General features: G+C 73.6%; 12 protein-coding genes. 7 read left to right on the forward strand and 5 right to left on the reverse strand.

The annotated features are described in order from the left end of the window. The first annotated feature begins 27 nt into the window (after positions 1–27). Both WMF20_RS38055 and WMF20_RS38060 read left to right on the forward strand, forming a co-directional pair. Positions 28–660, forward strand: a complete 633-nt coding sequence (locus tag WMF20_RS38055) for an AgmX/PglI C-terminal domain-containing protein (protein WP_129578878.1) — start codon at positions 28–30, stop codon at positions 658–660. Between the two features lie 295 nt (positions 661–955). Then, entirely contained in the window at positions 956–1261 is a 306-nt protein-coding gene (locus WMF20_RS38060) for a hypothetical protein (RefSeq protein WP_437606678.1), read from the forward strand. Between the two features lie 75 nt (positions 1262–1336). On the opposite strand, the gene WMF20_RS38065 is transcribed toward WMF20_RS38060, so the two are convergent. After that, on the reverse strand, positions 1337–2140 hold the full coding sequence (locus tag WMF20_RS38065; RefSeq protein WP_165374394.1) for a class I SAM-dependent methyltransferase: 804 nt from the start codon (positions 2138–2140) through the stop codon (positions 1337–1339). Positions 2141–2193: 53 nt separating this feature from the next. Beyond that, entirely contained in the window at positions 2194–3240 is a 1047-nt protein-coding gene (locus tag WMF20_RS38070) for a glycosyltransferase family 4 protein (protein ID WP_437606679.1), read from the reverse strand. A 408-nt stretch (positions 3241–3648) separates the two neighbouring features. Between WMF20_RS38070 and WMF20_RS38075 the strand changes: the two genes are divergently transcribed. Next, positions 3649–5400 (forward strand): hypothetical protein, encoded by a 1752-nt coding sequence (locus tag WMF20_RS38075; RefSeq protein ID WP_437606680.1) that lies wholly within the window; start codon positions 3649–3651, stop codon positions 5398–5400. A 56-nt stretch (positions 5401–5456) separates the two neighbouring features. Here WMF20_RS38075 and WMF20_RS38080 read toward each other — a convergent pair whose 3' ends face one another. Further along, positions 5457–7250: a glycosyltransferase family 39 protein gene (locus WMF20_RS38080; RefSeq protein ID WP_437606681.1), complete on the reverse strand. Its 1794-nt coding sequence runs from the start codon at positions 7248–7250 to the stop codon at positions 5457–5459. 272 nt (positions 7251–7522) lie between these two features. Here WMF20_RS38080 and WMF20_RS38085 point away from each other — a divergent pair, with 272 nt between their 5' ends. Next, entirely contained in the window at positions 7523–8860 is a 1338-nt protein-coding gene (locus tag WMF20_RS38085; protein WP_272826511.1) for a dihydrolipoamide acetyltransferase family protein, read from the forward strand. Next, a complete protein-coding gene (gene glyA, locus WMF20_RS38090) occupies positions 8857–10128 on the forward strand; it encodes a serine hydroxymethyltransferase (RefSeq protein ID WP_437606682.1) in 1272 nt (423 codons plus the stop codon). Before WMF20_RS38085 ends, glyA begins: the two co-directional genes overlap by 4 nt. A gap of 141 nt (positions 10129–10269) precedes the next feature. On the opposite strand, the gene WMF20_RS38095 is transcribed toward glyA, so the two are convergent. Beyond that, positions 10270–11082, reverse strand: a complete 813-nt coding sequence (locus tag WMF20_RS38095; RefSeq protein ID WP_437606683.1) for a hypothetical protein — start codon at positions 11080–11082, stop codon at positions 10270–10272. A 271-nt stretch (positions 11083–11353) separates the two neighbouring features. Between WMF20_RS38095 and WMF20_RS38100 the strand changes: the two genes are divergently transcribed. After that, positions 11354–11632 carry a hypothetical protein gene (locus WMF20_RS38100; protein WP_129578883.1) on the forward strand — a complete coding sequence of 93 codons (279 nt, stop codon included), beginning with the start codon at positions 11354–11356 and terminating at the stop codon, positions 11630–11632. Between the two features lie 212 nt (positions 11633–11844). Continuing rightward, positions 11845–12447, forward strand: a complete 603-nt coding sequence (locus WMF20_RS38105; protein ID WP_437606684.1) for a hypothetical protein — start codon at positions 11845–11847, stop codon at positions 12445–12447. Positions 12448–12645: 198 nt separating this feature from the next. Here the strand turns inward: WMF20_RS38105 and WMF20_RS38110 are convergent, their stop codons facing one another. After that, positions 12646–12984, reverse strand: a complete 339-nt coding sequence (locus WMF20_RS38110) for an HU family DNA-binding protein (RefSeq protein WP_129578885.1) — start codon at positions 12982–12984, stop codon at positions 12646–12648. Positions 12985–13014: the final 30 nt, after the last annotated feature.

Raw genomic sequence — 13014 nt, forward strand, 5'->3', positions numbered from 1 at the left:
GCCCCGCATCCGGGTTTTACCTTCGGCATGAGCTCTCGCCGAACAGGTCTGGTTCTGGTCCTCGCGCTCGCGTCGGCCTGCGCGCCGCCGCCCGCCCAGGCGCCGGCGCAGCCCGCGCCGCCGGAGCCGGCGGGTACGACCTCCACGGCGCCCGCGGACACGACGTCCGCCGGGCCGGCGGGCGCGGCGGGCCCGACGCCGGCGGGCCGGACGCCCGCCGCCGGCGAGGCGCCCCCGGCGACCTCGCAGGTCCCCGGGGCGGCCGCGCCGGTCGAGGCCGCGCCGAAGCCGGCCGCGTCGAGGGGCGACGGCAACGTGAAGCCCGGCGCGGCCGTCGCGACCGGGACGCTCGGGGGCAGCATCTCGGAGGCGCAGGTCCGCGACGTCGTGGAGAAGCACGGAGAGGTCTTCGACGAGTGCTACAAGATCGGCGTCAAGAGCTCGCCGAAGTTCGTCGGGAAGGTGACCGTCAAGGCGACCATCGGCCCGAGCGGCAAGGTCAACAAGGCAGACGTCGTGAGGTCGACGGCGAAGAACCCGCAGGTCGACCGCTGCGTGGCCGATGCGTTCGAGAAGATGCAGTTCCCCGCGCCGCAAGGCGGGGTGACGACCGTCATCACCTTTCCCATCGAGTTCAGCGGCGTCGAGCTGGTGCCCTGAGAGGCCCCTGCCCGGGAGCGCGGCGGGCCCGGCGCGGCCGGCCCCCGCGAACGGCCGATCCGGTAGAGGCGCGCGACCGCGTGGCGATCTGCGACACGTGAGGCGGATCGTCCGCGTGGGTTGCGCCGGGCGCGCGCCCGGGAGACGCGCCCGCCCGGGCTCGGCCGAGCAGGGCGAGAGGGCCGGCGAGGGCACGGAAGCTGCTATGCGCTGGAACGCTCAAGCGCTGAAACGCTGAAGGCGGTTCGAGATCCACTATCGCCGGCGACGGCACGGGTGAGGGAGCATGGAGCGGATGGAAGTGCAGCGGGATGTCCGGAGCGCGATCGCGATAGCGTATGAGCTCTCGCGCCACGAGCACGTGCAGAACCGGGAGCACGTGTCGCAGGCGCTCGGCGAGCTCAAGGACGAGCTCGCGCGCATCGAGGCGAAGCTCGGGGGCGAGCGCATCCACGAGGTCACCGCGGACGGGCTGCCGCCCGTGCTCGAGCAGGTCGAGGGGCTCGTCGAGGACGCGGGGCCGGTCGTCGGCGATCAGATCAAGGCGCTGCTCCAGAGCGTGCAGCGCATCGCCGGAGAGCTCGCCCCGGGCCGCTCGTAGGCGGGTCGTCGCGCTCGCGGCCGCGCGGGCCTGCCCGATGGCCTGCTGCGCCCCCTGGCTCAACCCCTCTCGCCGTCAGGCCGCCGTGGCCGCCGGCCGCCGCGCCGCCAGGGTGAAGCCGAGCGTCTCGGTGGGGTCGGGCAGCGCGCGGTCGAGCGCGCGCGCGCCCGCGGCCACCGCGATCATGGCCGGCGCGACCAGCGGCAGCGTCCACACGCGCGCGCCGCGGCCTTCGCGGGCCTCGTGGCCGAGCTTGCCCATCGCCTGCGCGACGCCGCCGATCTGCGCCACCTGGAGCGCCAGGTAGCTGTTCACCTTGTGGCCGAGCAAGCTCCAGAGGCCGCCGTGCGGGCAGATCTCCTCGATGGTCAGGCCGGCGCGGCCGCACAGCGCGCGGAGGCCGTGAGGGGTGAACCGGAAGTAATCGTGCGGCTCCTCGTGCAGGCGGAACGAGAACGGCGCGCTCAGGATGAGCAGGCCGCCCGGGCGGAGGACGCGCGCCATCTCGGCGACGAGCGCCTCCGGGCGGGGGGTGTGCTCGAGGACCTGCACGCTGAGCACGGTGTCGAAGCTCGCGTCCGGGAAGGGCAGCCGCTCGCCGTCATAGAGCACGTCGGCCTTGCCGCGCGCGCGCGCGGCCGTGGCGCCGAAGGTCGCCTCGTGCTCCACGCCGAGGTACTCGCGGACGTGGGGGAGGAAGAGGTGCTCATAGGGCTTGTCGCCGCAGCCCACGTCGAGCAGCCGCCCGCGCGCCCGCGGGGCGAGGCGCGCGAGCGAGGTCACGACGTGGGTGAGCTGGAGATCCACCCAGTCCGACGCGGCCCGCGCCGCGCGCCCGAGCGGCGGGCGCCGGAGCAGGGCGTGCAAGAGCTCGTTCATGGCCGCCTCTTATCACCGCCGCGGCCGCGCGCGCGGGGCAGCCCCCGCGGCGCTCATGCGGCGCGGGAGCCCCGGGCGCGCCACGGGCCGCTCACGGCGCGGTAGAGCGCCTCGTACCTCCCCACCATCACGGCGCTGCTGAAGCGCTCGCGCGCGCGGCGCGCGCAGGCGGCGCGGTCGAAGCGCGCGAGCCCCGCCGCGAGCGCGGCGAGGCGCGCGGCGTCGCCCGGCGCGGCCAGGAAGCCCGTGATCCCCTCGTCGACGATCTCGGGGAAGGAGCCGCGGCGAAAGCCGAGCACCGGGGTGCCGCAGAGCATGGCCTCGATGGCGATCAGCCCGAACGGCTCCTCCCACTGGAGCGGGCAGAGGAGGGCTCGCGCCCCGCGCAGGAGCGCGACCTTGCGTTCGTGATCCATCTCCCCGAGCTCCGACGCGCCGCTCTCCCGGAGGCGCGGGGCGACCTCGCGGAGATAATAGAGATGATCCTTGGGGTGCGCGCGGCCGGCGAGCCTGAGCTGCATGCCCGCGGCCCTCGCGATGTCGAGGGCGAGGTGGGTCCCCTTCTCCTCGGCGTAACGGCCGAGGTGCGCGAGGTAGCCCTCGTCGGAGAGGCTCGTCGGGTAGCGCGCCGGCGCGACGCCGTGATGGATCACGCACGAGCGCGGGAGCGCGATCTCGAGGGAGCGCTGCCGCTCGCTGATGGCCACGTACGCGACCTCCGGGTGCTGCGCGTAGATGCGCGAGCTCTCGACGCACGACGCGTGGTGCAGGGTGTGCACGGCCGGGACGCGGAGGAAGCGGGTGAACGGGACGGCGATCGGGCTGTTCAGGTGGACCAGGTCGAACCTGTCCTCCCGCGCGATCTCCGACGCGGCCCACGCGACGTGGTTGACCTCGTCCTCCGGCGTAGGGGGCCAGCACGGGCTCGCGTAGAGCGACCGGCGGCGGCAGGCGACCGACGAATCGCCCGTCGCGAAGAGCGTCACCTCGTGTCCGCGCGCCGACAGCCCCTCGGCGAGCTCGTAACAGAACAGCTCGGTCCCTCCGTATCCGGAGGGCGGCACCCGGATGAACGGGGTGGAGATGATCGCGACTCGCATGCTCGTTGCTCCTCGATCGCCGCGTCGCTGCGTCGCTGCGTCGCCGCGCCGCAACCGGGGCGTCATGCTCGACCCCGCCCGAGGCGGAGCGCATGCCGGCGGATCGACGCATCAACGAACATGCCAGCAGGTGGATCCCGCCACCCCGGCGAGGGAGCGCGCGGGAGCGGCCGCGGCTGCGCGCCAGCGGGGCCGCCGCGGCCAGCGCGGGTCGGCCCCGCGGCGGGCTGCGCGGCGCGCTTTCAACGGGCGTCCCGTGCGTCTAGGATGGCCGCCCGCTCGTCCCTGCCGCGGGGCAGCGCAGGCGGCGTCGACGGCCTGCGCGCCCAGCCCAACCTGCAACCAGGTGTGCTCATGACTTGGAGATCGAATCGATACGGATCCGCGCTCGCGCTGAGCATTTCGCTGGTGGCCACCTCGGGCTGCGAGCTGATCACGATGCCCGATCGCAGCCTGATCGGCGACGGCGGGAGCGGCGAGCAAGGGGGCGCAGGAGGACTTGGCGGAGCCGGCGGCTCCGGCGGCAATGACGGCGGCGGGGGCGGCATCGGCGGCTCCGGCGGCAATGACGGCGGCGGGGGTGGCGACGGCGGCTCCGGCGGCAATGACGGCGGCGGGGGTGGCGACGGCGGCTCCGGCGGCGGCGACGGTGGCTCCGGCGGTGGCAACGGCGGCTCCGGCGGCGGCGACGGTGGCTCCGGCGGTGGCAACGGTGGCTCCGGCGGTGGCAACGGTGGCTCCGGCGGCGGCGACGGTGGCTCCGGCGGCGGCGACGGCGGCGCCGGGAATGGCAACGGCGGATCCGGCGGAGTCGGTGGCATTGGGGGTGACGGCGGCGAGGGTGGAGTCGGCGGCAGCGGCGGCGGAGCCAGCGGGTCCGGCGGCAGCGGCGGCGGCGACACCTGCACCGTCGACGCGGATTGCGCCGAGCCCGCGAGCGAGTGCGCGATCGCGAGGTGCGTCGACGGCGGGTGCGTCACCGAGCCCGTGGCCGCAGGGACACCGGCGGAGAAGCAGATGGCCGGCGACTGCAGCGAGCGCGTCTGCAACGATGGCGGCGCGGTCGTGGAGGTCGACGACGACGACGACGTGCCCAACGACCGCAGCGAGTGCACGATCGACGCCTGCCGCGACGGCTCCCCGGTCCACGAGCCGAAGGCGGTCGGCACCGCGTGCGCCCTGGGCGACGGCGGGCTGTGCAACGCCGCCGGGACCTGCGTGGAGTGCCTGGTCCACACGGACTGCCCGTCCCAGGTGTGCCTCGATTACGTGTGCCAGACGCCCACGTGCGAGGACGGCCGCCTCAACGGCGACGAGGGCGGCATCGACTGCGGCGGCTCCGCGTGCCCGCCGTGCGGGCCGCCGGCCCAGGTGACCTCGGTCGATTACCCGGTCATCGCCGTCGGAGGCGCGCTCGTGCTCACCGGCACGGGGTTCACCGGAGCGACGGAGGTGACCGTGAGCTACGCGCCGCAACCCTTCAGGGTCGACTCCGACACGCGGATCACGATCCCCGCGCTCTCGGGCGCGACGCCGATCGGCCCGGGGGACATCGTGGTGAGCCGCCCGGGCGCGCGGCGCACGTCGTTCCGGGTGACGGTGCTCCGGCTCCAGATCAACGAGCTCGACGCCGACACGCCGGACGTCGACGCGCTCGAGTTCGTCGAGATCAGCACGGGCTGGCGGTCCACGAGCCTCGCCGGCTACACGCTCGTGTTCTTCAACGGGTCCGCCGACGACGCCTCCTACCGGGCGATCGAGCTCAACGCCACGACCGACCGATTCGGCCTCCTGCTCGTCGGCAACAGCGGCGTCATGCCGGCGCCCGCCCTCGTCTTCCCGAACGACACCCTGCAGAACGGCGCGGACGCGGTCGCCCTGTACCAGGGGCTGCCCGCGGACTTCCCCTCGGGCACGCCGGCCACCAGCGCGCGCCTGCTCGATGCCCTGGTCTACGACACGAACGACGCCGACGACGAGGAGCTCTTGGACGCGCTGATCTCCAGCGATCCGGAGGCCCCGGAGCGCGTTCAGGTCAACGAGGGTGCGACGGCCGCGCCGGCGACGCAGTCGATCCAGCGCTGCGCCGACGGCGCCCGCGACGGCCGCCGCTTCGTGACGGCCGCGCCCACCCCGGGCCGTGACAACGCCTGCCCCTGATCCCGGCGCGCGCGCGGCCCTCCGGGCCGCGCCGCCGCCCCACGCCAGCCCGGCCCTCAGCGCTCCAGGTAGATCTCGAAATCCTCGATGAGCGCGGCGAGCTCGTAGCGCTCGTCGATGAGCCCCGCGAGCGCAGGGAACCCGTCCAGCGTGTCGCGCGAGTCGAGCGCGTCGCCGGTCACCGAGGGGAAGACGTCGCGGCGCTCGACCACGATCGCCGCCGGCGGGCTCGCGGCGAGGTCGCGCATCAGCGCGTCGCGCGCCTCCTGCCGGGCCCACGCCGCGCGCTGCGGGACGTTGTAGAGGTAACGCGTCGCCGGCGGGCGATCGGCGAGGTCGTAGATCACCGGCTCGAAGCCCCACACGAGCACGGGCCGCCCCGGCGCGACGCGATCGCGCAGCCACGCCGCGACCGCGCGGTTCGCCGCGGCGTTGACGTCGGCCACCGAGGCGAGGCGGTCGAGGCGGCCCTGGTCCCGCGCGCCCGCGGCGAGCAGCGCGAGCCGCTCGGCGCAGCGATCGAGGTACCCGTCGGCCACGTCCTTCGTCGCGGAGCGGGCGAAGGCGGCCGCGACGAGCGCCGCGACGAGCGCGGCGGCCGCCCGCGCGCCGCGCTGGACGCAGCGCTGCCACGCCTTCCAGAGGCCGAGCGCGGCGAGCATCGCGGTGAGCGGCCAGGTCGCGCCGTAATGGTACGGGAAGAACTTCGCCTGCATCACCACGCCGACGAGGTGCATGGCGATCACGCCCGCGAACAGCGCCACGCCCGCGCGCTCGCGGCGATCGGGGTGCAGCGCGAGCAGGCACGCGAGGCCGAGCGCGATCGGGCCGGAGTACCCGACGAGCCACTCGCTGACGCCGTGCCACGCCATCTCGAGCACGCCGACGCCGCGCCATCCGAGCGCGGTGTAATGCGGCGTGAAGACGAAGAGGACCTCCCACAGGTCGCCGAGCGCCCCCTGCGCGGCGAACCACGCAACGCAAGCGAGCACGGGGAGCACGCCGCCGAGCGCGACTAGCAGGGCGGGCCGGAGCGCCGCCCAGACGAGCGCGGCCGCGGAGGAGCGCGCGGGCGCGCCCGGAAGAGAGCGCGCCGGCTCGCCCTCGATCGCGGGCCGGACGGCCGCGGCGCTCGCCGAGCCGCGCCGCGCGAGCGCCACGCCGCGCCGCGCGAGCTCGGCGAGGGCGGGCGCGGCCAGCGCGACGGCGAGCACGACGCCGCCGCCGGCGAGCGGCGGCTTGAGGAGGCCGGCGGCGCCGAAGAGCGCGCCCGACGCGACCAGCGCGGCGGCGCGCGGCGCGCCGGCGGCGCGGCCCCGCGGCGCGGCCACGAGCAGGGCGGCGACGGTGAGCATGCCGCCGAACGACTCGGGCTGCGCCGTGTGCCAGAAATCGAGCTGGGCGTGCACGAGCACGGCGAGCGCGGCGGCGACGATCCCGATCCGGCGATCGCCGAAGGTGCGGCCGGCGAGCGACGTCATCGCGAGGCACATGCCGGCGAGGCCGGCGACCTCGAGGGCGCGGACGCCCCACTGCGCCGGGCCGAAGAGCGCGCGCGCGAGCGCGTAGATCAAGAAGATGCCCGGCGGCTTGAAGTCGAACGCGTCGCGGTACGGCATGCCGCCGTCGAGCACCGCCCGCGCGACCATGGCGTAGATGCCCTGATCGCGGCCGTAGCCGTAGGTCAGGATCTGCAGCAGCAGGAACGCGATCGCGCCGAGCGAGACCGCGCAGATCGCCCGCGCCCCCGCGACGCGCGCCGGCCCGGCGTCGGGGCGCTCCCGCGCGATCTCGGTCGAGGCGGCCCGGGGACGAGGGACCGCGGTCACATCCGGCGCGGCGTCACGCACCGCGCCCTTTTACCGGCTCGGGCGCGCCAGCGTCTACGTGCGTCGACGTGCGATTCCACGTACGATTCCAGCCCTCCTGCGCCGGGCGTGTCGGCGAGCGCGGCTCGCCGTCGCCGAGCCGGCCCAGGCAGCGGCGGGTGAATCACGAAAAGGATGCGCAGCGGACGAACACTGTGTCGTTGCTCTCGAAGGGCGGGCGGCGTATACGACCGTGCCGCCTTGCCCCGAGAAACGGGCGCTCACGGCGGCGCGCGTTGGAGGAGCGAGAAGCGATGGTCGATGTTCGCATGCCACAGCTCGGCGAGAGCGTGCTCGAGGGGACCGTCTCGAGGTGGCTCGTGCGCGAGGGCGATTTCGTCAAGCGCGAGCAGCCGCTGCTCGAGGTTGCGACCGACAAGGCAGACACGGAGATCCCGGCGCCGACCGCCGGTCGCGTCACGCGGATCGCGGCGGCCGAGGGATCCGTCGTCGCCAAGGAGGGTCTGCTCTGCCAGATCGACGAGGCTGCGTCGGAGGCGCAGGGCGCAGCCGAGCAGCGCCCGCAGGCCGCGGCCGCGGCCAGCTCCCCGGCGCCGGCGCCCGCGCCCGCTCCGGGCAGCAACGGGCATGACGAGAGCGCCCGTCCGCTGTCGAGCCCGTCGACGAAGAAGCTGGCGCTCGAGGCGGGCGTTGATCTGCGCGGCGTGCAGGGGACCGGCGAGCACGGCCGGATCACCCGCGACGACGTGATGCGCGCGGCCCACGGCGCGGCGGCCGAGCCGGCGCCGCCGGCGAGCGCGGCGCCCCCGCCGGCGGTCGCGGCGAGCCAGGCGGCCGAGCTGTCGCAGCTCATCCAGTCGAGCGGCGGGTTCGTGCCGCCGGTGCCCGGCGTCGGGTACGGCGCGTACAAGGTGCCGCCCTACACGCCCAGGCCGGGCGACAAGGTGGTGCCCTTCAGCCGGCGCCGCCGCATCACCGCCGACCACATGGTCTATTCCAAGGTGACCTCCCCGCACGTGGTGACGGTCGCCGAGGTCGACCTGCACGAGACGTCGAAGCTGCGCGACGCGCACAAGGACGAGTTCAAGAAGGCGGGTGTGTCGCTGACGTTCCTGTCCTTCATCTGCGCCGCGGCCGTCCGCGCGCTGCGCGAGCACCCGGAGTTCAACGCGCGCGTGCTCGAGAACTCGTACGTGGTGCTGCGCGACGTCAACCTCGGCGTGGCGGTGGACACGCCCGGCGGCCTCATCGTCCCGAGCATCAAGCACGCGGACGAGCTGTCGCTGCGCGGCATCGCGCGGAGCATCGACGAGCTGGCCGGGCGGGCGAAGTCGGGCAAGATCACCGCCGACGACCTGGCGAACACGACCTTCACGGTCTCCAACCCCGGCCTCAAGGGCAACCTGTTCGGCGGCGCGATCATCTCACAGCCGAACGTCGGCATCCTGCGGATGGGGGAGATCAAGAAGCGCGTCGTGGTGGTCACGAAGGACAAGGAGGACTCGATCGCGATCCATCCGGTCATGTTCCTCGCGCTGTCCTACGATCATCGCATCATCGACGGGGTGCTGGCGAACTCGTTCCTCTGGCGGGTCACCGACATCCTTTCACGCGGGGAGTTCGAGGTATGAGCGTGAAGAACGACGTGAAGGGCCTGCGGCCGCTGAGCGAGGTCGATCCGGAGATCGCCGAGCAGATCCGCCTGGAGGAGCGCCGCGAGGCGGACACGCTCCGGCTGATCGCCAGCGAGAACTACGTGTCTCGGGCGGTGCTCGAGGCGACCGGCTCGGTGCTGACGAACAAGTACTCCGAGGGCTACCCGCACAAGCGGTATTACGAGGGCCAGCAGCAGATCGACGTGGTCGAGGAGCTCGCGCGCACGCGGGTGGCCAAGCTGTTCGGGGCCGACCACGTGAACGTGCAGCCCTACTCCGGGAGCCCGGCCAACCTGGCCGTCTACCTCGCGTTCGCGCAGGCGAACGACACGATCATGGGCCTCGGCCTGCCCGCGGGCGGGCACCTGACCCACGGCTGGTCGGTGAGCATCACCGGGAAGTACTTCAAGAGCGTCCCGTACGGGGTGCGCGAGAGCGATCACCGCATCGACCTGGACCAGGTCCGCGACCTGGCGCGCGCCCACCGGCCGAAGCTCATCTGGTGCGGGACGACGGCGTACCCGCGCACGCTCGACTTCGCCGCGTTCCGGTCGATCGCCGACGAGGTCGGGGCGATCCTGGCGGCGGACATCGCGCACATCGCGGGGCTCGTGGCCGGCGGGGTGCACCCGTCGCCGGTGGGCATCGCCGACGTGGTGACGTCGACGACGCACAAGACGTTCCGGGGCCCGCGCGGCGCGATGATCCTCTGCAAGAAGGAGCACGCGAGCGCGATCGACAAGGCGGTGTTCCCGGGCCTCCAGGGCGGGCCGCACAACCACACGACCGCGGCCATCGCGGTCGCGGCGAAGGAGGCCTCGGAGGACGGGTTCCGGGCCTACGCGAAGCAGATCGTGGAGAACGCGCAGGCGCTCGGGCGCGCGCTGGAGTCGCGCGGCTTCCGGCTCATCACCGGCGGGACCGACAACCACCTGCTGCTGATCGACATGACCCCGAAGGGGATCGGCGGGAAGCCCTATGCGCAGGCGCTCGATCGCGCGGGCATCGTGGCCAACTACAACTCGATCCCGTTCGACCCGCGCAAGCCGTTCGATCCGTCGGGGCTCCGCATCGGCACGCCGGCGGTGACGTCGCGCGGCATGGGCGTCGCCGAGATGGAGCGCCTGGCGGCGTGGATGGATGACGTGGCGCAGAACATCAACGACGAGGCGCGCATCGCGCGCATCGCCGCCGAGGTCGCGGAGCTCTGCCGCGGCTTCCCGGCGCCCGGGATCCGCGTCTAACACCGATCGACGGAGCGAGCCCCCGAGGACGCCCGGAGAGAGCTCTCCCGGCGTCCTCGGCGCTTTCGGGGCGTCACTTCACGGCGAGCCCCGAGGACGCCCGGAGAGAGCTCTCCCGGCGTCCTCGGCGCTTTCGGGGCGTCACTTCACGTAGAGCTGCGCGGCGGCCACGCCCGAGCCGGCGGTGGCCTTGACGATGTACTTGGCGTTGATGCCCACGGGCAGCGACCAGCGGTAGCAATTGCCCCGGCCGCCGAGCGCGGCGTTCGCGCCGGTCAGGTTGTCCTGCGCCAGCACCGACGAGCCCATCGGGATGGGGGTCAGCGCGACGAGGCTGATGTCGAGCTCGGTGATCCCCGCGCCGACGCCGAGGATCGTGTAGCACTTGCCGGGCATCAGCTGGATCTGCTGCTCGAGGGTCTGTCCGGCGCTGAACTGGCCCGCGATCGGCCCGCCCTCCTTCGTCATGCCCGGCGCCTCGGTCGCGGCGAGGTTGTTCAGCGGGATGGTCGCGGCAGTGGCGAAGTTCGGGTCGATCGGCGACGCGCTGCCGGAGCTGGTCCCGCCGCCGCTCGGGGCGGGCTGCTGGCCGCCGGTCTGCTCGCCACCGGTCTGGCCGGGGAACGGGAACGGCCACGGGAAGCCGCCGGGCTGCGCCGAGGTCGTCGGGGCGGGCTGCGTCGGCGCCGGCTGCGTCGGCGCGGGCTGCGTCGGCGCCGGCTGCTGATAACCGGGCTGCTGGTAGCCGGGCTGCTGATAGCCGGGTTGCTGATAACCAGGCTGCTGATAGCCGGGCTGCTGGTAGCCAGGCTGCTGGTAGCCGGGCTGCTGGTAGTAGCCGGGCGGGGGCTGGTTCGCGTAGCTCGGCGGCGGGGAGGCCTCTCGCTGTTGACAACCAGCAGCGAGGGCGGCGGTGAGGACCATGGCTGGCAGGACGCCCAACGTACGGAGCAAAAGAACCTCCTCGAATTCCGGCAGAACGCCGCGTTCAATCTCACTGACGGGCTCGCGACGCAACGGGTCGCTCGCGGGAGCTCCGCGGAGCGAGCCCCGAGGCCCGATCCATCGGGCTTCAGGGCCGTTCGCCGGATGTCGCTTTGGACGGGTCACGCCCTGGCTTTCATCGCGCCGGCCCGGCGGATTGATGCTGCTTCTGCCATGATTTCCAGCGTCACCGCCGCCGGGCTCGGCTGGCCGGGGTCCAAAAAGTGAGGTAGCCTACGTCATGACCGACCAAGGCTCCCGTGCGAAGCTCGATCGTCCCGGAGAGTTTTCGCGGTGGTTCCTGGAACGAGAGATGCTGGCGAGCGCCGGCATGGGGATCGCGGCCGACAGGGCGCGGCTGCACCTCGGGCGCGCGGTCACCTTCCTGGAGCAGGGGATGCTGCGCGAGTCGCTGGCGGAGGCGAACTCGGCCGCGTACCTCGACGACGCGATCCGGCCCGAGGCGCTCCTCGTCGCGCGCATGTGCGTCCTGCGCGAGCTCGTGGGCGGGTCCGGCTGAGCGGCGCGAGGGGCGCACGAGCAGGGCCGCCGCCGCGGGCGCGCCTGCGCTGGCCCGCCCGGGCGGACGCGCCTCGCTCGTAGCCCCCGGCCTCCTTCGGGTGTATGAGCGCCCGCGAGCGCAGCTGTCCGAACGAGGAGCCGCGGCGTGCGGCAGGGCTGTGCGCGAGGAGGCCGCAGATGACGGTGACGGGTAGGTCGTTGGGTTCAGCAGTGCTCTTGGCTCTCTCGGCGGCAGCGCTGGGCTGCGGCGGCGGCAGCAAGGAGTCGGAGTTCGCGGACGAGCCCCCGGACGCGGGGGCGCTGCCGCCCCCGCAGCCGACGGTGTCCGCCCCGCCCCCGGACACCGGCCTGCCCCCGGTCGCGGTGCCCACGGCGGCGCCCTGCGATGGAGTCCAGTCGCTGGCGATGACCACCATGTTCCAGGGCCGCGCGTCCGGCGAGGCGCCGAAGATGCAGCCGGAAGGGGCGCCGGTGTGCAACGTGGTCCCCGAGGGGCAGGCGGCGTCGGGGCAGACCTTCATGCTCCAACCGGGCTATTGCTACACGTTCCTGGCGCAGGCGCTCCCCACCGTCACCGAGGTCGATCTCCAGCTGGAGCTCGATCTCAACGCCGGAGGTCAGCCGGGGCTCGCCGCGCTCAACCTGAAACCGGTGCTCGCGGTCGACTCGGACACCGGCCCGACAGCCGCCATCGGCGCCAAGCAGAGCTGCTACCAATGGCCGTTCCCCCTGCCGGCGACGGTGAAGCTGGTCGTCAAGGCGCGCACCGGCTCGGGTCCGGTGGCGGCGCAGGCCTACAGCCGCAAGAAATGACGTAGCGGCGGCGCGGGCGGCGCTGGCCGCCCCGCGCCTCCCGGCCCCGAGAGCCGGCGTCCGGCCGGCGCGCGGTCCGGCGGCGCGCGGGGAGGCCCCGCCCCCGCCACGAACCCGAAGGGGGCCGGCGCGGGGCCATGGAGCAAGAACGGCCACGTCGCCGTGGCCGCCCTGCGCTCCGCTGGGAGATCCGGTTGCCTAGAGGAGCGCGTCCTTGATGGCCTTGATCGGCCGAGCGCGGACGGACTTGCTCGCCGGCTTCGCGGCGAAGGTCATCGGCTGCTTGGTAAACGGGTTGATCCCCTGGCGCGCCTTCGTCGCAGGGCGCTTGACCACCCGGAACTTCGCAAAGCCGGGGAGCGTGAACACGCCCGACTTCTTCAGCTCGCGATGACCGATCGAGATGAGGGACTCGAGAACGTTCTTCACCTGCTTGCGGCTCAGTTCATCACCGGCAGCTTCGGTGATGGCCTGGATCAGGCCGCTCTTGCTCAACGTCTTCTTCGCGCCGCCCCCGGCCGTCTTCTTAGTTGCCATGGCACTCTCCTCGGACATGAGCTCGCGCGC

The sequence above is a fragment of the Sorangium sp. So ce834 genome (assembly GCF_051521425.1).
GTDB classification, from domain to species: Bacteria; Myxococcota_A; Polyangia; order Polyangiales; family Polyangiaceae; genus Sorangium; species Sorangium cellulosum_D.

Excerpts from the sequence above, each read along its gene's own strand:
- WMF20_RS38055 (WP_129578878.1), top strand. The coding sequence starts at position 28 with ATGAGCTCTCGCCGAACAGGTCTGGTTCTGGTCCTCGCGCTCGCGTCG.
- glyA (WP_437606682.1), top strand. The coding sequence starts at position 8,857 with ATGAGCGTGAAGAACGACGTGAAGGGCCTGCGGCCGCTGAGCGAGGTC.
- WMF20_RS38065 (WP_165374394.1), bottom strand. The coding sequence starts at position 2,140 with ATGAACGAGCTCTTGCACGCCCTGCTCCGGCGCCCGCCGCTCGGGCGC.
- WMF20_RS38060 (WP_437606678.1), top strand. The coding sequence starts at position 956 with ATGGAAGTGCAGCGGGATGTCCGGAGCGCGATCGCGATAGCGTATGAG.
- WMF20_RS38070 (WP_437606679.1), bottom strand. The coding sequence starts at position 3,240 with ATGCGAGTCGCGATCATCTCCACCCCGTTCATCCGGGTGCCGCCCTCC.
- WMF20_RS38110 (WP_129578885.1), bottom strand. The coding sequence starts at position 12,984 with ATGGCAACTAAGAAGACGGCCGGGGGCGGCGCGAAGAAGACGTTGAGC.
- WMF20_RS38085 (WP_272826511.1), top strand. The coding sequence starts at position 7,523 with ATGGTCGATGTTCGCATGCCACAGCTCGGCGAGAGCGTGCTCGAGGGG.
- WMF20_RS38100 (WP_129578883.1), top strand. The coding sequence starts at position 11,354 with ATGACCGACCAAGGCTCCCGTGCGAAGCTCGATCGTCCCGGAGAGTTT.